The 22,283-nt window shown below is 37.0% G+C and carries 26 protein-coding genes; 11 read left to right on the plus strand and 15 right to left on the minus strand.

All coding sequences use genetic code 11. The features are described 5' to 3' along the window. Positions 1-42: 42 nt before the first annotated feature. The 3 genes from ACY651_RS20110 to ACY651_RS20120 all read right to left on the minus strand — a co-directional run bounded on the left by ACY651_RS20110 (position 43) and on the right by ACY651_RS20120 (position 3,073). Positions 43-678, minus strand: coding sequence for a hypothetical protein (locus tag ACY651_RS20110; protein ID WP_462255306.1), 636 nt, complete (start codon positions 676-678; stop codon positions 43-45). 22 nt (positions 679-700) lie between these two features. Continuing rightward, positions 701-1,645 (minus strand): 3-hydroxyacyl-CoA dehydrogenase family protein, encoded by a 945-nt coding sequence (locus ACY651_RS20115; RefSeq protein ID WP_462255307.1) that lies wholly within the window; start codon positions 1,643-1,645, stop codon positions 701-703. A 243-nt stretch (positions 1,646-1,888) separates the two neighbouring features. After that, positions 1,889-3,073, minus strand: coding sequence for an acyl-CoA dehydrogenase family protein (locus ACY651_RS20120; protein WP_462255308.1), 1,185 nt, complete (start codon positions 3,071-3,073; stop codon positions 1,889-1,891). A gap of 324 nt (positions 3,074-3,397) precedes the next feature. Between ACY651_RS20120 and ACY651_RS20125 the strand changes: the two genes are divergently transcribed. The 5 genes from ACY651_RS20125 to ACY651_RS20145 all read left to right on the plus strand — a co-directional run bounded on the left by ACY651_RS20125 (position 3,398) and on the right by ACY651_RS20145 (position 6,504). Beyond that, entirely contained in the window at positions 3,398-3,949 is a 552-nt protein-coding gene (locus tag ACY651_RS20125) for an RNA polymerase sigma factor (RefSeq protein WP_462255309.1), read from the plus strand. Further along, entirely contained in the window at positions 3,946-4,530 is a 585-nt protein-coding gene (locus tag ACY651_RS20130; protein WP_462255310.1) for a hypothetical protein, read from the plus strand. Before ACY651_RS20125 ends, ACY651_RS20130 begins: the two co-directional genes overlap by 4 nt. Next, complete coding sequence (locus ACY651_RS20135; RefSeq protein ID WP_462255311.1) at positions 4,505-5,506, plus strand: hypothetical protein; 1,002 nt, start codon at positions 4,505-4,507, stop codon at positions 5,504-5,506. The genes ACY651_RS20130 and ACY651_RS20135 overlap by 26 nt, the downstream gene beginning before the upstream one ends. A 115-nt stretch (positions 5,507-5,621) precedes the next feature. Next, positions 5,622-6,035, plus strand: coding sequence for a YciI family protein (locus ACY651_RS20140; protein ID WP_462255312.1), 414 nt, complete (start codon positions 5,622-5,624; stop codon positions 6,033-6,035). Between the two features lies 1 nt (position 6,036). Continuing rightward, entirely contained in the window at positions 6,037-6,504 is a 468-nt protein-coding gene (locus ACY651_RS20145; RefSeq protein ID WP_462255313.1) for a hypothetical protein, read from the plus strand. Positions 6,505-6,514: 10 nt separating this feature from the next. Here ACY651_RS20145 and ACY651_RS20150 read toward each other — a convergent pair whose 3' ends face one another. Together ACY651_RS20150 and ACY651_RS20155 are read right to left on the minus strand one after the other, a co-directional pair. After that, positions 6,515-6,715, minus strand: a complete 201-nt coding sequence (locus ACY651_RS20150; protein WP_462255314.1) for a helix-turn-helix transcriptional regulator — start codon at positions 6,713-6,715, stop codon at positions 6,515-6,517. Next, entirely contained in the window at positions 6,705-7,181 is a 477-nt protein-coding gene (locus tag ACY651_RS20155; protein WP_462255315.1) for a hypothetical protein, read from the minus strand. Before ACY651_RS20155 ends, ACY651_RS20150 begins: the two co-directional genes overlap by 11 nt. Before the next feature lie 202 nt (positions 7,182-7,383). Between ACY651_RS20155 and ACY651_RS20160 the strand changes: the two genes are divergently transcribed. Then, positions 7,384-8,454: a serine hydrolase domain-containing protein gene (locus ACY651_RS20160; RefSeq protein ID WP_462255316.1), complete on the plus strand. Its 1,071-nt coding sequence runs from the start codon at positions 7,384-7,386 to the stop codon at positions 8,452-8,454. Between the two features lie 178 nt (positions 8,455-8,632). Here ACY651_RS20160 and ACY651_RS20165 read toward each other — a convergent pair whose 3' ends face one another. The 7 genes from ACY651_RS20165 to ACY651_RS20195 form a co-directional block, all read right to left on the minus strand. After that, positions 8,633-9,550 (minus strand): metallophosphoesterase family protein, encoded by a 918-nt coding sequence (locus ACY651_RS20165; RefSeq protein ID WP_462255318.1) that lies wholly within the window; start codon positions 9,548-9,550, stop codon positions 8,633-8,635. Between the two features lie 6 nt (positions 9,551-9,556). Then, entirely contained in the window at positions 9,557-10,411 is an 855-nt protein-coding gene (pyrF, locus tag ACY651_RS20170) for an orotidine-5'-phosphate decarboxylase (RefSeq protein WP_462255319.1), read from the minus strand. A gap of 37 nt (positions 10,412-10,448) precedes the next feature. Beyond that, on the minus strand, positions 10,449-11,063 hold the full coding sequence (locus ACY651_RS20175) for an FMN-binding negative transcriptional regulator (RefSeq protein ID WP_462255320.1): 615 nt from the start codon (positions 11,061-11,063) through the stop codon (positions 10,449-10,451). A gap of 154 nt (positions 11,064-11,217) precedes the next feature. Beyond that, positions 11,218-12,564, minus strand: coding sequence for an FAD-dependent oxidoreductase (locus tag ACY651_RS20180; RefSeq protein WP_462255321.1), 1,347 nt, complete (start codon positions 12,562-12,564; stop codon positions 11,218-11,220). Positions 12,565-12,640: 76 nt separating this feature from the next. After that, on the minus strand, positions 12,641-13,918 hold the full coding sequence (gene kynU, locus ACY651_RS20185; protein ID WP_462255322.1) for a kynureninase: 1,278 nt from the start codon (positions 13,916-13,918) through the stop codon (positions 12,641-12,643). Between the two features lie 98 nt (positions 13,919-14,016). After that, a complete protein-coding gene (locus ACY651_RS20190) occupies positions 14,017-14,433 on the minus strand; it encodes a RidA family protein (protein WP_462255323.1) in 417 nt (138 codons plus the stop codon). Between the two features lie 95 nt (positions 14,434-14,528). Further along, entirely contained in the window at positions 14,529-15,986 is a 1,458-nt protein-coding gene (locus ACY651_RS20195; RefSeq protein ID WP_462255324.1) for an aldehyde dehydrogenase, read from the minus strand. On the opposite strand from ACY651_RS20195, the gene ACY651_RS20200 reads away from it, so the two are divergent. Together ACY651_RS20200 and ACY651_RS20205 are read left to right on the plus strand one after the other, a co-directional pair. Next, the gene (locus ACY651_RS20200) at positions 15,963-16,613 is read left to right on the plus strand and encodes a 3-hydroxyanthranilate 3,4-dioxygenase (protein WP_462255325.1); all 651 of its coding nucleotides are present in this window, start codon (positions 15,963-15,965) and stop codon (positions 16,611-16,613) included. The two genes, ACY651_RS20195 and ACY651_RS20200, sit on opposite strands and share 24 nt — an antisense overlap. Before the next feature lie 114 nt (positions 16,614-16,727). Then, a complete protein-coding gene (locus ACY651_RS20205; protein WP_462255326.1) occupies positions 16,728-17,714 on the plus strand; it encodes an amidohydrolase family protein in 987 nt (328 codons plus the stop codon). 92 nt (positions 17,715-17,806) lie between these two features. Here ACY651_RS20205 and ACY651_RS20210 read toward each other — a convergent pair whose 3' ends face one another. Together ACY651_RS20210 and ACY651_RS20215 are read right to left on the minus strand one after the other, a co-directional pair. Continuing rightward, positions 17,807-18,667: a glycerophosphodiester phosphodiesterase gene (locus tag ACY651_RS20210; protein ID WP_462255327.1), complete on the minus strand. Its 861-nt coding sequence runs from the start codon at positions 18,665-18,667 to the stop codon at positions 17,807-17,809. 260 nt (positions 18,668-18,927) lie between these two features. Further along, positions 18,928-20,025 (minus strand): Mrp/NBP35 family ATP-binding protein, encoded by a 1,098-nt coding sequence (locus ACY651_RS20215; RefSeq protein WP_462255329.1) that lies wholly within the window; start codon positions 20,023-20,025, stop codon positions 18,928-18,930. A 168-nt stretch (positions 20,026-20,193) separates the two neighbouring features. Between ACY651_RS20215 and ACY651_RS20220 the strand changes: the two genes are divergently transcribed. The 3 genes from ACY651_RS20220 to ACY651_RS20230 all read left to right on the plus strand — a co-directional run bounded on the left by ACY651_RS20220 (position 20,194) and on the right by ACY651_RS20230 (position 21,951). Next, positions 20,194-20,907: a carboxypeptidase-like regulatory domain-containing protein gene (locus tag ACY651_RS20220; protein ID WP_462255330.1), complete on the plus strand. Its 714-nt coding sequence runs from the start codon at positions 20,194-20,196 to the stop codon at positions 20,905-20,907. Between the two features lie 139 nt (positions 20,908-21,046). Beyond that, positions 21,047-21,580, plus strand: a complete 534-nt coding sequence (locus ACY651_RS20225; RefSeq protein ID WP_462255332.1) for a shikimate kinase — start codon at positions 21,047-21,049, stop codon at positions 21,578-21,580. Beyond that, on the plus strand, positions 21,577-21,951 hold the full coding sequence (locus ACY651_RS20230) for a DUF423 domain-containing protein (protein ID WP_462255333.1): 375 nt from the start codon (positions 21,577-21,579) through the stop codon (positions 21,949-21,951). Before ACY651_RS20225 ends, ACY651_RS20230 begins: the two co-directional genes overlap by 4 nt. Here ACY651_RS20230 and ACY651_RS20235 read toward each other — a convergent pair. Then, a partial coding sequence (locus ACY651_RS20235; protein ID WP_462255334.1) for a sensor histidine kinase occupies positions 21,935-22,283 on the minus strand: 349 nt, incomplete at its 5' end. The two genes, ACY651_RS20230 and ACY651_RS20235, sit on opposite strands and share 17 nt — an antisense overlap.

The raw sequence follows: 22,283 nt of genomic DNA on the forward strand, positions 1-22,283 counted from the left end.
GTTATCATATGGGTATTATAGGCTTATGCATGTAAGACTATACTATTTCATAGATAAAGTTTTATTCTTTTTATTTTTTAAAAAAGCATCTCCTTGCGACCAAAGAAATTTATCAATATAGTCATTAGGCAAATCTTCTAAATAGAAATCACTTTTAAAATCTGACAAAACCCTTATGAATGTATCATAATCTTTTAACTCACTTTTTTTAAAATTTATAAATTTTTTTTCTTTATTAATACTCATTTTTTTATATTCACATAAAGCAGTATCGATATTTCTATCATAAATTGGAAAAGATTCAGGATTATGACTAAAACAGTATTTTGTTGCAAATGAATAAAATTTGTATTCGCTTCCTTTCTTCTTTGATATTACCCCATGTCCAGAAGTAATTTCTTTTACTGCTTGGGTTTTTCCTGTATTAATTGATTGATGAACATTTTTTTCTACTATATGGTTAGCAACTTTGTCAATTGAAATAATATTAGTATTATAAAGTTTATTTATTAAAATAGCTTTTGCTAAAACATGAGCTTCTTTATTGTTTTCACTATAAGTATTAACTGCCATTGAAATAATGTCAACAGTTCGTAAATAAGTATTGTTAGTACTTGGATTTTTGAGTTTATCAAAGTGATCTTCAATATTTTCTTTCGATGGCTCTATTAGGATCATTTAATTTTTTTTGTATTTCAGATTATTTTTTAAACCGCTCACTCACCACCAAATCCTTACTCCCTGCCGCATAAACATAAAATCCTTCGCCACTTTTAACACCTAATTTGCCAGCCATTACCATGTTTACCAACAGCGGGCAGGGGGCATATTTAGGGTTGCCAAAACCATCCTGCAAAACTTTTAAAATACTCAGGCAAACATCAAGGCCAATAAAATCTGCCAATTGCAAAGGCCCCATCGGGTGCGCCATACCCAGTTTCATTACAGTATCAATTTCTTCTACACCTGCAACGCCTTCATATAAACTGTAAATAGCTTCGTTAATCATGGGCATTAAAATGCGGTTGGCAATAAAGCCCGGGTAATCGTTTACTGCACAGGGAATTTTACCTAATTGTTTGCTCAGCTCAACAATAGTTTGCGTTACTTCTTTTTTTGTGGCGTAGCCATTTATTATTTCTACCAGTTTCATAACCGGCACGGGGTTCATAAAATGCATACCAATTACTAATTCCGGACGTTTGGTTATGGCTGCAATTTTTGTAATGGAGATAGAAGAAGTGTTGGTCGCTAAAATACAATCTGCAGGCGCAGCAATATCCATCTGTTTAAAAATGCTGAGTTTTAAATCAATATTTTCTGTAGCAGCTTCTACTACTAACTGTGCATTTTTAACGCCTTCCGCAATATCTGTTACTGAGGTAATGTTTTTAAGCGTTTGCTTTTTTTGTTCTTCGGTTACGGCGCCTTTTGCAATTTGCCGGTCGATATTTTTTTCAATAGTAGTTAATGCTCTTTGCAGTTGTGTTGGATTTACATCAATTAAATTTACTGCAAAACCACTTTGTGCAAATACATGAGCGATACCATTGCCCATAGTGCCAGCGCCGATGACGCTTACTTTGCCCCCTCCGCCCCCTGAAGGGGGAACTAAAAGAGAATTAAAATTTGAAATGCTGTTCATTTTATTAAGAGTTTATTTTTTTATTTCCCGCTGATTTCGCAGACGCCGCAGATTTTTTTTAAAAGTGGTTCCTAAAAATAAAAGCTGCATTAAATTTAATAAGAGCTGAATAAAGAACCAATGTACAAGAGTGCGACGCCAATGAAGTTGAACAAAGCTTCTGAGCCCGGCTCATAAAAACATACAACACATTTATCACTTCAATCTTCTTCATTTCCCTCCCCTCGGGGGGGATAGGAGGGGCTACTTAAACGCATTCAACCCCGTTACATCCATTCCCGTTATCAGCAAATGAATATCATGTGTGCCTTCATAAGTAATTACACTTTCCAAATTCATCATGTGGCGCATTATCGGGTACTCGCCGGTAATGCCCATGCCGCCCAGCATTTGTCTTGCATCCCTGCAAATATTGGTAGCCACTTCGCAGGCATTTCTTTTAGCCATGCTCACCTGCTGAGGTGTAACTTTTCCTTCGTTCATCAACACACCCAGGCGCCAGTTTAATAGTTGTGCTTTGGTAATTTCGGTAACCATCTCTGCCAATTTTTTTTGCTGCAGTTGAAATTGTGCAATAGGTTTTCCAAACTGAATTCTTTCTTTGCTGTACTCCAAAGCAATATGATAACAATCCATTGCCGCACCAATTGCGCCCCACGCAATACCGTAACGGGCTTTGGTTAAGCATCCCAGCGGACCTTTCAATCCTTTTACATTGGGTAAAATATTTTCTTTCGGAATTTTTACATTATCAAAAACCAACTCCCCGGTGGCGCTTGCACGCAAACTCCATTTGCCATGTGTTGTAGGCGTACTAAAACCTTCCATACCTCTTTCCACAATTACACCTTTAATATCTCCGGCCTCATCTTTTGCCCACACTACAGCTACCTGTGCAAAAGGTGCATTACTGATCCACATTTTTGCACCATTTAAAATTACATCATCCCCGGCATCTTTAATTGTGGTGAGCATACCACTTGGGTCACTGCCGTGGTTGGGTTCTGTTAAACCAAAACAACCTAACCATTCGCCGCTGGCAAGTTTGGGTAAATATTTATTGCGTTGCTCTTCGCTGCCGTACTGATAAATAGGAAACATTACCAACGAACCCTGTACACTAGCGGTGCTGCGTACACCGCTATCGCCACGTTCCAATTCCTGCATCATTAAACCGTAGCTGATATAATCTAATCCGCCACCGCCATATTTTTCCGGCACCGTGGGGCCAAAGCAACCCAGGTCGCCCAATTGTTTTATTATCTGCTGCGGAAACTCTGCCCGCTGTGCATAGTCTTCAATAATGGGGCTGATCTCTTTTTTTACATAACTGCGTACACTTTCTCTTATCAATTTATGTTCTTCCGTTAATAATTCATCTACATTAAAATAATCGGGACTTTGAAAATTATCTGTTTTAGCTGCCATAAAAAGTACCCCTATCCACTAAAGGGGGAATTGCGGAGATTGTTTAGAAGATTATGTAATATTTTTTTGTAACAAGCATTAGTAATTCTGTTTAGCATCGTTGTGTCACTCACTTCTACCGCATACTATTGTTCATCTTTTATTGAAGCGTAGATTGTTTTCAACAACTTCGCTAATGTCTTCTCCATTTCCCTCTCCTAAAGGAGAGGATAGGTGAGATGACTTGCACAAAGATAATATCTTCCCTCTCCACCAAAAACTTGTTTTTATCTTTGATGCAACATTGCTGAAACCCTGTTGTCTCTATTACTAAAACCTTTCTTTTTGGAACTGACGCTATTGCCACATCACGATGAACTGATTGAACGCTGCAAAAAAGGCGAAGCGGCTGGCTACAAGGAATTGTACCAGCGATATGCCAAAGCAATGTTTAATACCTGCCTGCGTATTGTAAATAATATTGCCGAAGCAGAAGATGTGCTGCAGGAAAGTTTTACAGAAGCGTTTAAAAACCTGCAGGGCTTTGAATACCGCAGCAGTTTTGGCGGCTGGCTTAAACAAATTTGTATTAACCGCAGCATTAATCAACTTAAAAAACGAAAAGTTATTTGGGTAGATATTGATGGAACCGAAATACACAACAAGGCAGAGGAGATTTTTATTGATGAGCATGAAATTGAACTAAAAGTGGAGAAAGTAAAAAGATCGATAATGCAATTGCCCGATGGTTACAGAACTGTATTGAGTTTATATTTATTAGAAGGTTACGACCATGAAGAAATTGCAGAAATTTTGGATGTGGCAGAATCAACCACACGTACACAATACATACGTGCCAAACAAAAATTATTACAACTTTTAAAAGAAGGAATATGAGCAGGAGGTTAGAAAAATTTATAGGTGATAACCGCAACGAATTTGATGATGCGGTACCATCGGGTAAAGTTTGGGAAAATATTGCAGCTGGTTTTGCCGAAAAGAAAAAAAAGAAAGCTGCACTAACGCCGCTTTATAAATGGAGTATTGCAGCTGCACTTTTAATTACAGCAGGCATCACTATTTTTTTAATGCTGAATAATAAAAAAGCAGGTACAGATATTGCAACTGCAACAAAAAATGATTCAGCTGCAGACATTAATATCACAGCTCCTGAATTTGCACCAGAACTAAATGAATTTGCAAAATTAGTTGTGCTTAAACAAGAGGAATTAAAAGCACTTGCACCCGAACAGCCGGAGTTGTACCGCAAGTTCGCCACCGACATTAACCAATTGGACAGTTCGTATAAATCCCTTAAAAACCAACTCGGCGCTACACCCAACCGTGAAATGCTGATTGAAGCCATGATTCAAAACCTGCAGCTGCAGCTGAATGTATTGAATCAGCAATTAAACATCATTAATCAAATTAAACAAACAAAAAAGTATAGCCATGAAAAAAATAATCAGACTATTTAATTTTATACTGCCTTTCTTCTTTTTTGAGCAAAGCATTTTTGCCCAAAATGATAACGACAATAATAATGACAGCAAAAAAAAGTATGAATTTGTAAAAAATAAATCGGTAAACAAATCGTACAATGTTTCTTCATCCGATAAATTGAATATTCAAAATTCTTTTGGCGATGTGAAAGTAGTAACCTGGAATAAGAACGAAATAAAAGTTGATATTACTGTTGAAGTATCTGCCAATACAGAAGCAGTTGCACAAAAAATAATAGATGGCATCAGCATTGCAGATTCTAAAAGTGGTGGCGACGTTTCATTCAAAACTGCTATAAAAGGTGTCAATAATTCAAAAGGAGAAAAAAGCAGCATGAAAATTAATTACGATATTTCTATGCCTGCATCTAATCCTTTGCATATTATCAATGAATTTGGCGCAACTGTAGTGCCGGATTACAAAGGCGAAGTTGACCTGAGCAGCAAATTTGGTTCGTTAACAACAGGTGCTTTAAGCAATGTGAAATCACTAAACGTTGAATTTGGAAAAGCAAAAATTGAAAGTGCGGCTAATGGTAATGTTAGTATTAAATATTCCTCCGCAGAATTTGGCAAATTATCAGGTAATGTAAAACTGAATCTTGAATTCAGCAGTGCAACAAAAATAAATATTGATAACAGCCTTACCGGCCTTGATGCAAAAGTATCATACTCTACTTTTAACCTTAAACCGGCTAATGATCTGTCTGCTTCTTATAATATCTCTACCAGTTTTGGCGGTTTTAAAAACAGAACCAATGTAAAATTTGATGGTGATGAAGAGGATGATGGTAAAGGCCCAAAGTTTGACCACAATTATAATGGCAAATCGGGGAGTGGTTCCGTATCCATTAAAATTAAATCGAGTTTTGGCGAAGTAATTTTAGGAGAACCCAGTGCGGATGATTTAAAAGGCAAGAATAAAAATAAATCGAAAAGCAGAACCACCTGATAACAACTGTATAGCCATGAATGATAAAAGGTTCGTAATTATTTACGGGCCTTTTGTATATTCGGTAAAATTATTTTTTATGCAAGTTGTTATAAAATATTTGTTGATCGTTTCAATGTGTTCAATCTTTTTTATTGAAGCTTCAGCTCAACAAAAATCCAGCACTTCAACAATAAGAAGAAAACCAAAAGTAGAAAATCAAATAAAACAATACTGGTTTGTAATGCTTATTGCAGGAAGCAACCGTACACAGGATTCTGCAACTGCCGCAAAAATACAGGAAGGGCATATGGCAAACATCGGCCATTTATATTATGAGGGAAAATTAAAAGTAGCCGGCCCGTTTGGAGATGATGGCAGCTGGAAAGGCATTTTTATTTTTGACTGCAGCACAAAAGAAGAAGTTGAAAAATTATTGAATACCGATCCTGCAATTGCAGCAGGAAGATTAACTTATGAAATTCATCCCTGGTGGACAGCGCCTACAGGAAGTTTTGTGCCGGGCAAACCAAAAAAATTAAATCCTTAAAATGAAATTACTCACCAAAATCCGACTGCTCATTTTATTTTTTATCATCGCCTTAATACTAAGTGGTGTTACTGCATTTCCTGTAGAAACAGAATTGCGCTGGTTACTTAATCATCCTGCATTAGTGCCAACCTTTGCAGAGCAATGGTTAAAAGAGGTGTATGCGGCGTTGGTAGAAACCAATGCAAAATATCCCATGCTGGCTTACGGGTTCGATTGGCTGGCTTTTGCACATATTGTAATTGCCATGGCTTTTATCGGCCCGTTAAAAGATCCGGTAAAAAATATATGGGTTATTGATTGGGCCATGATGGCTTGCGTGGCAATAATTCCATTGGCTTTTATTGCTGCACCAATAAGGCATATCCCAATTTTTCATGTTTTAATAGACTGCAGCTTTGGGGTAATTGGTTTAATACCTTTAGCTATTTGCCGGAAATGGATTAAACAATTGGAACTATCAAAATAAAAATTATTTATCAATCGGTTTTCTCCAGTATAAAAACTTCTTCAACAGGCTTGTTAAATAGTTTTGCAATTTTAAGCGCTAATACTGTTGATGGAACATATTTATTTGCTTCCATAGCATTGATGGTTTGCCGGCTTACAGATACTTTATTAGCCAGTTCTTCCTGCGTTAATCCTTTTATTGCCCTTTCTACCTTAATATTATTTTTCATCAAATGCTCTTTTAGAATTTTTATACATAAGATAATTAAACCGGATAATGAAAATGATGAGCACCGTAAACATATTATACAGCATAATACTTAAAAATGATGTGCCATAGACAAAGACAAAACAAAATAACAGTAAAATATAATTTACACATACAGCCCAAAGTAATGATGACAAACGTACATTCGCAATAAATTCATCTTCATTTTTTTCTTTTGAAAAACTTACCAGCATTGCACCAATAATAAATAAAGCCCCAATAACTGTATTAGTGATATCGGTATCTGCAAAATTAAAGTATTCAGAATGCAATGCAGAGCCATCATTGGCAATTGCAAATACCCTGGCTCTAATCCAAGTTGTATCAAATCGACCACTGGCTAATATAAGCCCCAAAATTGTAGCAGGAATAAAGATGAACCAACCAATTTTTTTATACCTGTGTGATAATAATAATTGTGTAGTCATAATTTTATTGTTTTCACAAATGTAAAATATTTTTTACAATAAGTAGTAATTATTTTACATTTTGTAAGAATATTTTAACATTTTGAACATTTCATTTATAGTTAACTATTATTTATTAAGAGAATGATTAAACAAATAGAGAAAAATAATTTGCCAGTTTAAACGTTTATGAAAGCGTAAAGTCTATCTGCAAAATTATTTTATGAAATACTTACTACTGCTTACCGCTGCAATTACATTCTTTAGCTGCCAAAAAGGAGATGGAGATTCTACAGTTGACCCTGTGCCAGAAACCATGTATTTTCCTTCAATCACTGATAATACATGGCAAACAAAGCCCGTTTCCGGCCTGGGTTGGAACGAAAGTGCCATACAGCCACTGAAAGATTTTCTTGTTCAAAAAAACACCAGATCATTTATAATTCTTGTAAACGGAAGAATTGTAATGGAAGAATATTTTAACGGGCACACCCCCACCACAACATGGCAATGGAACAGCGCAGGCAAAACCCTTGCGGCAACCACAACAGGAATTGCCCAGCAGGAAGGCTTACTCAGCATTAATAACAGCGTTTCGCAATATTTAGGTACTGGGTGGACGAAAGAACCATTAGCAAAAGAAAATTTAATAACATCAAGGCATTTGCTTACCATGACTTCCGGAATTAAAGACTCAAGCGATTTAGTTATTACTGCAAACTTAACCTACATGGCAGATGCAGGTACCAGATGGAGTTACCATAATGTTTTTCAAAAATTAATGGATGTTGTGGCCGCCGCAAGCGGCCAGAGTTTTGAAACATACTTCAATGCAAAATTGAAAAATAGAATAGGGATGGATGGCTTTTGGAACAACGGAGTTATTTATAAAATTTACAACAGCAATACCCGCAGTATGGCAAGGTTTGGATTGCTTGCACTTAATAAAGGCAAATGGAACAATGAGCAGATAATAAATGAAACTTATTTTAATGAAAGTGTTTCAACATCGCAAAATATAAATCCGGGGTATGGTTATTTATGGTGGTTAAATGGTAAAACCACTTTTATGGTGCCCAGCGGGCAAACGGTTTTCCCGGGAATGCTTGTGCCAAATGCACCTGCTGATATGTTTGCTGCAATGGGAGCCTCCGACCAGCGTATTTATGTAGTACCCAGTAAAAATATGGTGGTGATAAGAATGGGTGATGCATCAGATCCGGCAAACCCGAGTTTTGCAGTTTCTGGTTTTGACAATAGCCTTTGGCAAAAAATAAAAGCAGTAACCAACTAATATTTCTTTTATCACTGCTGATAACTAATTAACCAAACTTCAAATAAAGCAGCTTCATTGTTTACATTTAAGTATAATAATATACTGAGCATCAGGCGCCAGTTATTTTATTGTTGAACAGTTTGCAGTGGAAGAAAATTTTCTAAATCAAATAACGGCATTTTTAAATAAGGCAGTATCAGTATTCCATCATCTTTCTTTCCACAGTTCCATCGGTATAAAAATTAAACAGTGCATAAGCTGGCGCAAAATCCTGGAAGGATCCGTTCCACCAGTTGCCGCTAACTGCCCCGTTGCAAAAATACTTTATACCCAGATAATCCACTTCATCCTGTAAATGTATATGGCCACTCAGGCATGTTTTAATGTTGAGATATTTTTTAAAAAGATCTTTTATTTTTCTTGCATCGGTATGGAGTAATGCCCTCGATAATTTCCAATCCCCATTGGGCAGCATATCTTTAAAAAACATAGCACTGCAAAAAGAAACAATGGGAATATGAGAAACAATGCAGATGAATTTTTCTTTGTTATTGTTCAATTCGTTTTCCAGCCAGTTAAATTGTTCAGTATCTAACAATGCAATATAGCTGCCATTATTTTCCTGTGTACTGTCTAAAATAATAAAATGCCAGTTGTTGTGCGAAAAGCTGTAATAAGGTTTTGCGTTACCCGTTTGCTGCAGCCACCAGGCTTTACCGTAAAGACTGTCATTTTTTACATCTTCTTTTAATTGCCATCCCCAAATATCATGATTGCCTATGCAATGTTTTACAGGTAATTTATTCTCGGCCTGCATAATTTTATTAAAAAGATCCCACTGTATTTTTGTTTTTTCTTTATCAACAGCAAGTGCATCCATAATACTGTCGCCGCCATTAATAATAAAATCGGGAAGCTGTTTTAATTGATTAATATTCTGTAAAACCTTTGTCATTCCTGCTTCGGCAATGGCTAATGGTTTAATATGTATATCGCTGATGAAGGCAGCAGTAAATTTATTTTTCTTTTTTTCAGCTGTGGCATTACTAACTGCAGGCAATGTTGCAGCTGCAGAAAGCAGTGAAATGTTTTGGAGAAATTTTCTGCGTTGCATAAGATATTATTTTAAATATTCCGCCATTTCGTTTTGATACTGCTGTGCAATAACCCTTGCCTCTGCTGCAAAATCTTCTTTTTCGCTGGCAAAAATTATTGCCCTGCTGGCATTTACTAAAAGTCCGCAATCTTTATTCATGCCATATTTACTTACATCTTTTAAACTGCCACCCTGGAAACCAACACCCGGTACCAATAAAAAATTATCAGGAATTATTTTTCTTATTTTTTCTAAGTCGCTTGCTTTTGTAGCACCCACTACAAACATTAAATTATCTTTATTACCCCAGTTGCTTACTTTTTTCAAAACCTGTTCGTATAAAAATTCACCACCGTAGTTCGTGTCCTCACAAACTACTTTACCTTGGTTAGTGTCTTCACTAACCAAACGCAGCTGTTCAAAATCTTTACTGCCTGCATTACTCGTCAGCCCTAAAACTATCGTCCATTTATTTTCATATTCTAAAAACGGACGAATGCTGTCTTCACCCATATAAGGCGCAACAGTTATCGCATCAAAATTCAACGTTTCAAAAAATGCTTTGGCATATTGCGAAGAAGTATTACCAATATCGCCACGCTTGGCATCTGCAATTCTAAAATGTTCTGTGGGAATGTAATTTACTGTTTTCTCCATCGCTTGCCAACCCTTTACTCCCAACGCTTCATAAAAGGCAGTGTTTATTTTATAGCTAACACATAAATCTTTTGTGGCGTCGATAATTGCTTTATTAAATTCAAAAATTGCATCGGGGTGCGATTGTAAATGTTTGGGGATTTTTGTGATGTCGGTATCCAATCCTACAGTTAAATAAGATTTTTTTATTTGTATCTGTTCTGTCAGTTGTTTCCTTGTCATGCTGCAAAAGTAAATAAATCAGTTATAATAATTTTTATCAGTTCAATCTGCGTTCCATTTCTTCTGCAATCATTACCGAATTGTCATCGCCCCTTTTTTTTAACTGTTCAATAATATTTTTTTGAGAATCTACATCTCTGTTCTGACTCAATTTAAAAACATTATCGAGGGTTTCCACTTCAATGCTGAAACCAACAATAGCTTTTACCATGTGGTCAATATATTCCTTTGGTAAATTATCAAATGCACCTTCAGATGTTGTACCTTCATATTTATCACTTACTGCTTTTACTGCTTTTAAAGTTCCTTCTTCGTCGGTAAAACTGATTTTTCCTTTAGCATGTACGGTTAAATAATTCCAGGTAGAACCCACTCCCGGATTGGTGTACCAGCTTGCGCTTACAAAACAATGCGGCCCTGTAAAAAGCACCAATACATTATTATTTTTCTCAAAAGCCAAATGGTGATCTGTCTTTCGCATCAGGTGGCCTTCTAAAAATATTTTACCTTCCTTTATCTTTATCTCCAAAGGAATTTGTGTGGCTACAGGATATTTTTCTCCTGTGCCAGTAATTAAGGCAAAGGCATTTTCTTTCATAAAGGCAATTACCTTTTCTGTGTCTTGTTCGGTGTAGTAGGAAAATTTGTACATGGTTTATTGGGCTAAAGCCCGTTGGCTTTTTATCAGTTACCCGCCCTGAAGGGCGGGGCAATTTATTGGTAATAATTACAAACTACTTTTTAAAAAAATGTATTTCAATTGCCACTGCCTTCAGGCTCTGGATAACAATCACCAGTTGGGGGCTTTAGCCCAATAGCTTTTCTAGCATCATTTGTTCTACTTCTCCAGTCTGCCAAATATTTTCAATATCCGGCAAAGCCATTACCTGCTGCATTATCGCTTCCTGCTTTATGCTATTCTTCAATGCATCGCTATATCTTATCTGCGGACTAAAAGTCACCTGTGCATAAGCAGGCGTCCATTTATCAGGATGCTTTTTACTGAAGGCAGCTTCAATTTTTTTCTGCAATAAAAATTTAGGGTCACCCACTTTGTCTCTCATCTCAATAAAATTATTCAGTGCCAGTTGGGCAATGGCATCGCCATCAGGTTTACGCAAGATTTGATATTCTTCTAAAATGTTTTTCCAGTTGTCGTTATGTTTACCAATTAAATTATTTAATACACTGCAATCTTCAAAACCACAATTCATACCCTGGCCAAAAAATGGAACAATGGCATGTGCCGCATCACCTATCAATGCAAATTTATTGTCTCTTATCCACGGAAAACATTTTACAGTTACTAAAGAAGCAGTAGGGTTATTAAAAAAATCATCCTCTAATGTGGGGATTAAATCAGCTGCATCTGCGAATGTCTTTTCAAAAAATATTTTTACTTTTTCTTTAGTATCTAATGATGCAAAGGAAGTTTCACCTTCAAAAGGAAAAAATAAGGTACAAGTAAAACTGCCATCAATATTGGGTAATGCAATCAGCATAAAGTTTCCTCTCGGCCAAATATGCAATGCATTTTTCTCCATCAAAAATTCGCCATTGCTGCCTGAAGGGATAGTTAGTTCTTTATACCCAAAATCAATATAGTGCTGTTGATATTGAAACCTGTCGTGTTGTAATTGATGGTTTAGCCTTGCTGCAGAATAAGCGCCATCACTGCCAAAGAAAAGTTGATAGTTGATAATTGTAGGTAGAAAGTTAGCAGTATGTTGAAATGAAATTTTATTTTCTTTCCAGTTAATGCTTTCGCATTTTTCATTAAAGAAAATTTCTGCTCCATTAGCTTCTGCTAAATTCATCAGCATTTTATTCAGTTCTCCTCTTGATACAGAATTAATAAATTGCCCATCGTTTCCATAAGGCTGGTAAGCGGTACTGCCATCTGCGTTATGGATATACCTGCCATGCATGGGAATAGCGATCTTTTTTATTTCCTCCATAATGCCCACTTCTTCTAATGCTTTTATTCCTCTGTCGCTTAAAGCAAGATTTATAGAGCGGCCTGCAACAATTTTTTCTTTACGCATATCGCTGCGGCGTTCATAAAGTTTTACTTTATGCCCTTTCTTACTTAAATAAATAGAAAGCAATGAACCAACTAAGCCTGCTCCAATGATTATAGTATCTTTTTTCATTTTTTAGAACACAGATTTTTATTAGTGTTACCATTGATTATGATTTTATCTGCGTAAATCATCATAATCATATTTATCAGTGTTCCAGTATTGCTTTTACAATTTGTCCAAATGTAAACACATCGCTGAATGTATTGTACAACGGCACCGGCGCCACACGAATTACATTGGGTTCTCTCCAATCTGCAAGTACACCATGCTGTTTCAATGCTTCAAAAACTGCCGCCCCTCTTTGTAACATCAGCATACTCACCTGGCAACCTTTTTCATTTTCGTTTCGTGGTGTAATTATTTCAATTTGTTTTTCTTTTAAGCCAGTATTTATTTCATCAATAATAAACAATAAATAATCACTCAGCATTTTTCCTTTTGCAATTAAATTTTCCATGCCCGCTGCTTCAAAAATATCCAGTGCCGCTTTGTGTGCAGCCATTGATAAGATAGGGGCATTGCTTAATTGCCATCCTTCGGCAGTAGGTATGGGTTCAAAGCCTTTCTCCATTTTAAAACGGGTGTCTTTGGTATGGCCCCACCAGCCAGCAAAGCGTGGGATTGTTTTATCAGCAATATGTTTTTGATGAATGTAAATTCCGGATACACCACCTGGCCCACTGTTTAAATATTTGTAAGAACACCAGCAGGCAAAATCAACGTTATTATTGTGGAGCTGGAGCTCCACATTACCGGCTGCATGTGCCAGATCAAATCCTGCAATGGCACCCACCGCATGTGCAGCAGTGGTAATTTTTTGTACATCGAAAAGCTGACCCGTATAATAATTTACACCGCCAAATAAAACTACTGCTACGCTGTCGCCGTGTTGTTGTATTGTGGTAAGAATATCTTCTGTTCTAATTGCATATTCTCCTTCTCTTGGTTGTACTTCAACAACTGCATCTGCATAATTTAATCCATGATATTTTACCTGCGATTCCATTGCATACTGATCAGAAGGAAATGCTTTTGCTTCGCAAATAATTTTATAACGTTGTTGGGTTGGCCTGTAAAAACTCACCATCAGCAAATGTAAATTCACCGTCAGTTGATTCATCACTACAATTTCTTCGGGTAACGCACCAATAATTTTTGCCAGTTGCGCAGGAAAAATTTCATGATAAGGCATCCATGGTTTTCTTGCATGAAAATGTCCTTCTACGCCAAAGTTGGCCCAGTCCTCTAATTCATTCAGTACATAATCTTGTGTGGTTTTAGGTTGCAAGCCAAGAGAATTTCCGGTAAAGTAAATAGCTTCTTTTCCATTGATGATAGGAATATAAAATTGATCTCTGAAATTTTTTAGAGAATCGTTTGCATCAAGTTGTTGGGCAAATGCTAAGCTATTTTCAAATATCATAAAATATATTTCGGGCTAAAGCCAGCTATTGTTTTTGCATTGCCACGGGCTTAAGCCCGTGGCAATTGATTTTTATTCGCAGGGCTTTAGCCCAATTGTCAATCTATTGTTGCTATTACTTTTAATTCAATCGCTATTGGTGTCGGCAAACTTTTTACTTCTACTGTAGTTCTGCAAGCTTGCACTGCAGTAAAATATTCAGCATACACTTTATTATACACAGGAAAATCTTTTTTCATGTTGGTTAAAAAAACAGTTACATCAACAATCTTATTCCAACTGCTGCCGCTGGCTTCCAGCACGGCCTTTACATTGGCAAAACACTGGCGGCATTCGGCTTCAATATCATATTGTATAATATTGCCTTCATTATCTAATTCTAATCCGGGTATGGAATTGTCTTTTACATTTCTGCTGCCAATACCAGACAGAAATAATAAGTTGCCCACTTTTCTTGCATGCGGATATGCGCCTAATGGTTTTGCTGCTGTTTCTGTATTTACAACTTCGCTCATGGTTCATTTTTTTAACCGCAGAGAAAAGGAGATAATGAGTTTCCGCAGAGGATCTCTGCGACATCTCTGCTTCTCCTTTTCTCTGCGATAGAATTTTAAAATTGTATGCAAACATTTTTCGCTTCAGTAAAAAATCTCAAGGCTTCCCAGCCACCTTCTCTGCCAATGCCGCTATTTTTAATACCACCAAACGGGGTACGCAAATCTCTTACCAGCCAGCAATTTACCCAAACAATTCCGCTTTCTACTTTTGCCGCCATGCGGTTGGCTTTGCTGATGTCCTGCGTCCATATCGTTGCTGCTAAACCATACTGCGTTGCGTTGGCTAATTGCAAAGCCTCTTCTTCTGTTTCAAAAGATTGAATGGTTATTACCGGTCCAAAAATTTCTTCCTGGTTAGTTTTACATTGTTGATCTAAGCCTTCAATAATTGTCGGTTCAATAAAATATCCGTTAGTACATCTTCCTTCTAATTTAATGGCATTGCCGCCACATAAAATTTTTCCGCCTTCCTGTTTTGCAATTGCAATACATTTCATTATTTTTTCAAAATGTGCTTTACTTACTATGGCGCCCTGTTTACTTTTTTCATCCAGCGGATCACCAACAGTTAATTTTTTTGTGATGTCAACAAAATATGTTTTAAAATTTTCGTAAGCAGCTTTTTCAATTAATATCCGGCTGCCGCACAAACATATTTGTCCCTGGTTACCAAACGACGAACGAATGGTTTCCTGCAGCATTTTTGGCCAGTCGCAATCATTAAAAATAATAATAGGGTTTTTTCCGCCCAGCTCCAATGAAAGTTTTTTAAACATGGGTGCAGCAATACTGGCAATGCTGCCACCTGCTTTTGTGCTGCCGGTAAACGATATTGCTTTTATTGCAGGATGTTGTACAATTGCTTCACCACAATTTTGCCCATCGCCATGTACAATATTTAAAACACCATCGGGCAAACCGGCTTCTTTACAAATTTTTGCTAAGAGAAAAGCAGTAACCGGTGTTACTTCGCTTGGCTTTGCAATTACACAATTACCTGCGGCCAGTGCAGGCGCAATCTTCCATGTAAATAAATATAAAGGTAAATTCCAGGGAGAAATGCAACCCACAATACCAATGGGTTGACGTAAAGTGTAATTGATGGCTTTATCTTCCATGGCATGGCTTTCGCTGGCAAACTGCATAATGGCTGTTGCAAAAAAACGAAAGTTAGCCGATGCTCTTTTGATATCAACTTCTTTACTTAGCCATAATGGTTTTCCATTATCGTTGGTTTCGGCTAATGCTAATGTCTCCAGGTTTTTATCAATTAAATCTGCAATTTTATTTAAAATAAAAAATCGTTTTTCATTGGAAGTGATACTCCATTCTACGAAAGCTTTTTGTGCCGCATGCACTGCAACATCAATATCTTTTTTATTGCTGTTGGGAATTTGTCCGTACACTTCTGCAGTAGCAGGATTTACATTATCTAAAAATGCACCGCTTAGCGGACCAATAAAATTTCCACCAATAAAATTTTCTAAATGATATGGAATGGCAAGATTCATAAGGTTAAAGGTAAATATTTTAGTGATGAATTAAGCGTTATGAATTATGAGTTGGTATTCAGTACAAAAAAATATTTAACTTACAATCCTAAAACTTTAGCTATGTCAGTTTCAGCACCCTTTAATTTAAAAAAATGGATTGATGAACACCGGGATTTACTAAAACCTCCTGTAGGCAATCAATGTATTTATAAAGATGCAGAAAATTTTATTGTGATGGTGGTAGGCGGCCCCAACAGCCGTAAAGATTATCATTACAACGAAAGTGAAGAATTGTATTACCAGGTGGAGGGCAATATTGTGCTGAAGATAATTGATGATGGTGTACCGAAAGATATTGCAATTAATGAAGGCGATATTTTTTTATTACCGCCTAAAACACCGCACAGTCCACAGCGTGGACCAAACACTGTTGGACTGGTAATTGAAAAAGTAAGAGAAAGCGAAGAAGATGGTTTTTTATGGTACTGCGAAAGTTGCGGCAATAAATTGTACGAAGAATATAAAGTGATCACAGATATTGTTACCCAGTTGCCGCCAGTGATGGAAGGTTTTTATAAAGATGAACATAAACGAACTTGTGATAAATGTGGAGCGGTGATGGCACCTCCAGTTAAAAAAGGGTAGCGGAGTTTTCATGCAAAGGCGCAAAGGAAATAAGGCGCAATGAAAAATTATTTACAACTCATTATTCTCTACATTAACTGCGTCTTTGCATCTTATCTGCTTGGCGTGAAAAATATGAAAATCGACATACACACCCACATAATGCCCGATAAAATGCCCAACTGGGTACAAAAATTTGGCTATGGAGAATTTATACATTTAGAACACCGCAACTGCAAAGCCTGCATGATGAAAGGCGATAAGTTGTTTAGAGAAGTAGAAGACAATTGTTTTGATGCTGCATTGCGGTTGAAAGAAATGAATGAAAGAGATGTAACCATCCAGGTTTTATCTACCATTCCGGTGTTATTTAATTACTGGGCAAAACCCAAAGATGGTTTAGAAACCAGCCGCTTTTTTAATGATCATATTGCAAACACGGTTACAAAAAACACCAAACGTTTTATAGGTATTGGCACTGTGCCATTGCAGGATATTGACCTGGCCATACAGGAAATGGAACGTTGTGTTACCGAATTAAAAATGCCGGGGTTAGAAATTGGCAGTAACATCAACGGCGAAAATTTATCAGAACAAAAATTCTTTCCTTTTTATAAAAGAGCAGAAGAATTGGGCTGTGCTTTATTTATTCATCCATGGGAAATGATGGGAGAAAACCAGATACAAAAATATTGGTTGCCCTGGTTAGTAGGCATGCCTGTCGAAACTTCAAGGGCAATTTGTTCGATGATTTTTGGTGGAGTGCTGCAGGCATTTCCAAAATTGAGAGTGGCATTTGCACATGGCGGTGGCAGTTTTCCTTTAACGATAGGAAGAATAGAACATGGCTTTAATGTTCGTCCCGATTTGGTTGCTATTGATAATGCTATTAACCCCAGAGATTATATTGGTAAATTTTGGATAGACAGTTTAGTGCATGATGAAAAAGCCATGAAGTATATAATTGATGTAATGGGAGAAGACAAAATTTGTTTGGGCAGCGATTATCCTTTTCCATTGGGAGAACATCATCCCGGAAAGTTAATTCAAACGATGGGACTGGAGAAAGACTTGCAGGAAAAGTTGTTGTTTAAAAATGCGGAGGATTGGCTGGGGGTTTAGAACGCTGATTTTTATGATGATTATGATTAACACAGATAAGATCATATTAAATCTTATCTATCATGATAATCTGCGTTCCGTTTTTTTATTCTTTAGAATAAATCCGGATAATCACTAATTATCCCATCCACACCCAAACCCTTCAACCTTTCTATTTCTTTTTTATCATTCACCGTCCACGGAATAATCTTTATATTTTGCTGATGACATTTTTTTATCACTTCCGCAGTAGCTAAAACATAAGCAGGGCTGTAAATAGTTGGTGTAAAACCTAATGCCTTAATTTGATCTTCTAAACTTCGCTTATCGTAATCCTCAATAAGCATAGCCGTTTTTATTAAAGGATAATGCTGGTGTAAATATTGCAACGTTCTAAAATCAAAAGATTGAATAATTACATATTGCTCCATATCTTTTTCTTTAATCACTTTCATCAGTAATTCCACAAACACCGCAGGTGCAGGATGGTAAATATTATCGGTAGCAGGCATTGATTTTGTTTCAATATTAAAAAAAGGAAACGGCCTTCTCGCCATCATCATATAATTTTTTACCGAATCAAATACATCAGCCAAACGTGGTTTGTGTACCGCCATTTTTTGTTGCTGAGGAAAACGGGGATGCGGTTTTAATCCCACATCAAATTGTTGAGTTTCAGCAAAATTCATTTTATAAATATTGAAACTCTTTTCTTCTTTTTCATTTACCAAACTGCCATCCGCTTTTGTCGTTATCTCATGATTAAAAAACGGCTCATGCGATAATATCACCTGCTTATCTTTTGTAATTACCACATCCATTTCTAAAGTAGTAACACCCATACCCACCGCATTTATCATTGCCGGTACAGTGTTTTCGGGCATCAAACCACGGCAGCCACGGTGGCCTTGTTTATCGAAAACCCCCAAACCCCCTAAAGGGGGCTTTTGTACTTCATTTGTAGTTGCAGCCATTTTTTTATTTGTAGCGCACGAAAATAAAACGGTAAAGAATAAAGCTATTGAAAAGTATTTCATATCAGCGAAGTGCTTTGTTGAATAAAAGCTCATCCCAACCCCTCTCCTAAGGAAGAGGAAACTGAAATGGGTAACTAAAATTATTTAACCATCTTTTAGAATTTTGTTACAAAGAGTGCATTCTACTCAAAATAATTTCTATAACACAATCTTCTACATAATCTCCTCCATTTCCCTCTCCTTTGGGATAGGTGAGGTTAACCCACCATTTCCTGCACCTTCGTCGGTTCCATATTCGCATTCCTCATGGCAATAGCCCTAACCGCATTGCCTGCAAAATCTTCAAAAGCTTTTTTGCTTACCGGTTCATCACTCACTATTACGGGCACCCCAATATCACCACCCTCACGTATGCTTTGTACAATAGGTATTTGGCCTAAAAAAGCAAGATCAAATTCATCGGCTAAATTTTTGCCGCCATCTTTTCCGAAAATATAATATTTATTACCGGGCAATTCTGCCGGAGTAAAATAACTCATGTTTTCTACCAAACCAATTACAGGTACTTTCAGTTGTGCCTGCCCGAACATGGCTACACCTTTTTTTGCATCTGCAAGCGCCACCAATTGCGGCGTAGTAACAACAATCACCCCGGTAACAGGTACAGTTTGCACCACAGTTAAATGAATATCGCCGGTGCCGGGTGGCATATCAATTACTAAATAATCCAGTTCGCCCCAATCAACTTCGGTAACAAACTGGCGGATGGCACTGCTTACCATTGGGCCACGCCAAACCACCGCCTGTTTTTCATCAATCAGCAAACCAATACTCATTATTTTAATTCCAAATTTTTCAATCGGCACAATCATGCCTTTGCCACTGCCATCATCTTTCATCAATGGCCTTTCGCCACGTATGCCAAACATTATGTGCTGGCTGGGGCCGTAAATATCAGCATCCATCAGTCCAACTTTTGCACCACCAGCAGCTAATGCCAAAGCAAGGTTCGCACTTACCGTACTTTTTCCTACACCGCCTTTACCACTCACCACTGCAATAATATTTTTTACACCGCTCAAAATTGTCTTAGCATCTTTTCGGTTGGTGGTAGTGTTGGCCGTAAAATTTACGGTAACCACGGCTTCTTTATTCACCAATATTTTCACCGCATTTTCACTGGCCATACGCATCATATCTTTCATTGGGCAGGCAGGCGTGGTAAGCACAATGGTAAACGACACATTATTGCCCTCAATATTTATATCTTTTATCATATTTAAGGTCACCAGATCCTTGCCTAAATCGGGTTCCTGCACATTACTCAGCGCTTTTAAAATATCTTCGTTTGTCATGTTCAATTATTTGTTAAAAAGCCAATAGAGATGCAAATTTAAACAACCATGCCTTTACTTTGTTTATTAATTAAGGAATGTTGTTATTTTTGGGACAAACTTTGGTAACACTATTTAACATCGTTGTGTCACTCACTTGTACGGCATACCATTATTCAACTTTTATTGATGCGTAGATTTATACCTATACTTTTTATTTTTTGTTTTATAAAACCTGTGCAGTCAAAAGCTCAGTTCGAATCTTTTAAAGATTCGGTAGTGCAATTATATGGCCTTGTAATGACTGCAGACAGTTTAAAAGGTTTGGAAGGTGTTAGTGTGGTGGTAAAAAATCAAAACAGGGGAACAGTTACCAACGATAAAGGCGTTTTTAGTATTGTGGTTTTAAAAGGCGACGAAATTGAATTCAGCAGCATTGGGTTTAAAACAAAATCAGTTTCCATCCCTAAAGATCTTACCGGCAACCAGCAAAGCGTAATTCAATTAATGATTAACGATACTATTTATTTGCCTGCAACAATTATTAAATCACGTCCATCAAGGGCACAGTTTGAAAGAGATTTTTTAAACAACCCTGTACAGGACGATTATATAACTGTGGCCCGAAAAAATAATGACGCTGCCACACGCCGCATTTTAGCAGCCAACTTACCCTCCGACGGAAGGGAAGCCAGCAATCAATTTTTAAGACAGGCAGGTACAAAAGCTTATTATGCCGGCCAGGTTCCCCCGCAAAATATTTTTAACCCGTTTGCATGGGCAGAGTTTATTAAAGCGTGGAAGAGAGGGGATTTTAAAAAGAAGAGTTCTTCTACTACACGTACATCGCCTACACCTTCCACCACACCTACACCCAACGATATTTATAATCCAAAGCATTAGCCCCTCGCCCCTCCGCCCCTAAAGGGGAACTTTATCGTAGCGAAGAATTTAGCAAAGATTATTATGTAGAATTTAATGCGGAATTTTTATTCGTGTAAATTCGTGTTTTCCTAGTTATAAGGATAGTTAAACAATTAACATGAACACTGCGGTCAATTCCCCCTTCAGGGGGTTAGGGGGTAAGATTTTTCTTATTGGATTTATGGGCAGTGGTAAAACGCACTGGGGTAAATTATGGGCTGCAAAAAGCGGACTGCAGTTTTTTGATCTGGACGAAGTAATAGAAAAGAAAGAAAAAAAATCGGTTGCAGAAATATTTAACCAAAATGGCGAGGCATATTTCAGGCAGAAGGAAATGCAAATGCTGCAAACATTTGCAACAAAACAAAATTGTATAATTGCCTGCGGCGGCGGCACGCCATGCTTTAATAATAATATGCAGTGGATGAATGCAAATGGAACAACGGTATATCTTGCAGCAACTGCTCAGGATATTTTTAAAAGAGTAATTACCGAACAGGAAAAAAGGCCGCTGATAAAAGATTTTTCTCCGCAGGAGTTATTAATTTTTATTGAAAATAAATTACAGGAAAGAGAAATTTATTATTCGCAGGCAAAAATAACTTTGCCGGTTTCGGCAATTACAGCAGACAGCATCAACTTAATACAATGAATAAATTTTTTTTAACAGCAGGAGCTTTGCTTGCAGCAGTGGCAGTTATTTGTGGTGCATTCGGCGCACATTTTTTAAAAACAAAACTATCTGCCGAAGGATTGCAAACATTTGAAACTGCTGTGAGGTACCAATTTTATCATGCGTTTGCATTGCTGGTAACCGGTATTTTGTATAAAGAATTTTCAAACAAATTATTAAAATGGGCAGGTAATCTTTTTATTGCCGGTATTATTTTATTTTCAGGTTCATTGTATATTTTAACTGCGGTACAATCTGTAAAATGGATTGGTGCCATTACCCCATTTGGCGGTTTGTGTTTTATTACCGGTTGGATTTTATTGGCTGCAGGTATTACGAAGAAAAATTAGTGTCAGTTATTATCCGGTGCAGCGTAACTAAAGTGCCATTATTATTTTCAATGGAAAATAGTATACCAATATCATCCATTCTCTTCTTCATATTTTTTAAACCATTACCAAACTGGCGCAATTTTTCAAAATCAATGCCAACACCGTTGTCCTGTATAAAAAGTTTAAGCCCGTCGGGCACACGCTGCAGGGTAATATTAACTTCAGTTGCTTTTGAATGCTTCAACACATTATTCAATGCTTCCTTTACTACTAAAAAAACATTTCTTCTTATTTCTCCACTCACAACAATATTGGGTAGATCATCCGGAATGCTGATGGTGCAATTAACC

This window comes from Ferruginibacter sp., from assembly GCF_031391665.1.
Classification (GTDB): domain Bacteria; phylum Bacteroidota; class Bacteroidia; order Chitinophagales; family Chitinophagaceae; genus Ferruginibacter.

Bases quoted from the DNA above. Each gene is read 5' to 3' on its own strand.
- ACY651_RS20140 (WP_462255312.1), top strand. From the start codon at position 5,622: ATGTGTTCAATCTTTTTTATTGAAGCTTCAGCTCAACAAAAATCCAGC.
- ACY651_RS20195 (WP_462255324.1), bottom strand. From the start codon at position 15,986: ATGAATCTTGCCATTCCATATCATTTAGAAAATTTTATTGGTGGAAAT.
- ACY651_RS20160 (WP_462255316.1), top strand. From the start codon at position 7,384: ATGAAATACTTACTACTGCTTACCGCTGCAATTACATTCTTTAGCTGC.
- ACY651_RS20215 (WP_462255329.1), bottom strand. From the start codon at position 20,025: ATGACAAACGAAGATATTTTAAAAGCGCTGAGTAATGTGCAGGAACCC.
- ACY651_RS20150 (WP_462255314.1), bottom strand. From the start codon at position 6,715: ATGAAAAATAATATTAAGGTAGAAAGGGCAATAAAAGGATTAACGCAG.
- ACY651_RS20130 (WP_462255310.1), top strand. From the start codon at position 3,946: ATGAGCAGGAGGTTAGAAAAATTTATAGGTGATAACCGCAACGAATTT.
- ACY651_RS20115 (WP_462255307.1), bottom strand. From the start codon at position 1,645: ATGAACAGCATTTCAAATTTTAATTCTCTTTTAGTTCCCCCTTCAGGG.
- ACY651_RS20165 (WP_462255318.1), bottom strand. From the start codon at position 9,550: ATGCAACGCAGAAAATTTCTCCAAAACATTTCACTGCTTTCTGCAGCT.
- ACY651_RS20225 (WP_462255332.1), top strand. From the start codon at position 21,047: ATGAACACTGCGGTCAATTCCCCCTTCAGGGGGTTAGGGGGTAAGATT.
- pyrF (WP_462255319.1), bottom strand. From the start codon at position 10,411: ATGACAAGGAAACAACTGACAGAACAGATACAAATAAAAAAATCTTAT.
- ACY651_RS20180 (WP_462255321.1), bottom strand. From the start codon at position 12,564: ATGAAAAAAGATACTATAATCATTGGAGCAGGCTTAGTTGGTTCATTG.
- ACY651_RS20190 (WP_462255323.1), bottom strand. From the start codon at position 14,433: ATGAGCGAAGTTGTAAATACAGAAACAGCAGCAAAACCATTAGGCGCA.
- ACY651_RS20220 (WP_462255330.1), top strand. From the start codon at position 20,194: ATGCGTAGATTTATACCTATACTTTTTATTTTTTGTTTTATAAAACCT.
- ACY651_RS20135 (WP_462255311.1), top strand. From the start codon at position 4,505: ATGAAAAAAATAATCAGACTATTTAATTTTATACTGCCTTTCTTCTTT.
- kynU (WP_462255322.1), bottom strand. From the start codon at position 13,918: ATGATATTTGAAAATAGCTTAGCATTTGCCCAACAACTTGATGCAAAC.
- ACY651_RS20175 (WP_462255320.1), bottom strand. From the start codon at position 11,063: ATGTACAAATTTTCCTACTACACCGAACAAGACACAGAAAAGGTAATT.
- ACY651_RS20210 (WP_462255327.1), bottom strand. From the start codon at position 18,667: ATGGCTGCAACTACAAATGAAGTACAAAAGCCCCCTTTAGGGGGTTTG.
- ACY651_RS20230 (WP_462255333.1), top strand. From the start codon at position 21,577: ATGAATAAATTTTTTTTAACAGCAGGAGCTTTGCTTGCAGCAGTGGCA.
- ACY651_RS20205 (WP_462255326.1), top strand. From the start codon at position 16,728: ATGAAAATCGACATACACACCCACATAATGCCCGATAAAATGCCCAAC.
- ACY651_RS20110 (WP_462255306.1), bottom strand. From the start codon at position 678: ATGATCCTAATAGAGCCATCGAAAGAAAATATTGAAGATCACTTTGAT.
- ACY651_RS20145 (WP_462255313.1), top strand. From the start codon at position 6,037: ATGAAATTACTCACCAAAATCCGACTGCTCATTTTATTTTTTATCATC.
- ACY651_RS20155 (WP_462255315.1), bottom strand. From the start codon at position 7,181: ATGACTACACAATTATTATTATCACACAGGTATAAAAAAATTGGTTGG.
- ACY651_RS20120 (WP_462255308.1), bottom strand. From the start codon at position 3,073: ATGGCAGCTAAAACAGATAATTTTCAAAGTCCCGATTATTTTAATGTA.
- ACY651_RS20200 (WP_462255325.1), top strand. From the start codon at position 15,963: ATGATATGGAATGGCAAGATTCATAAGGTTAAAGGTAAATATTTTAGT.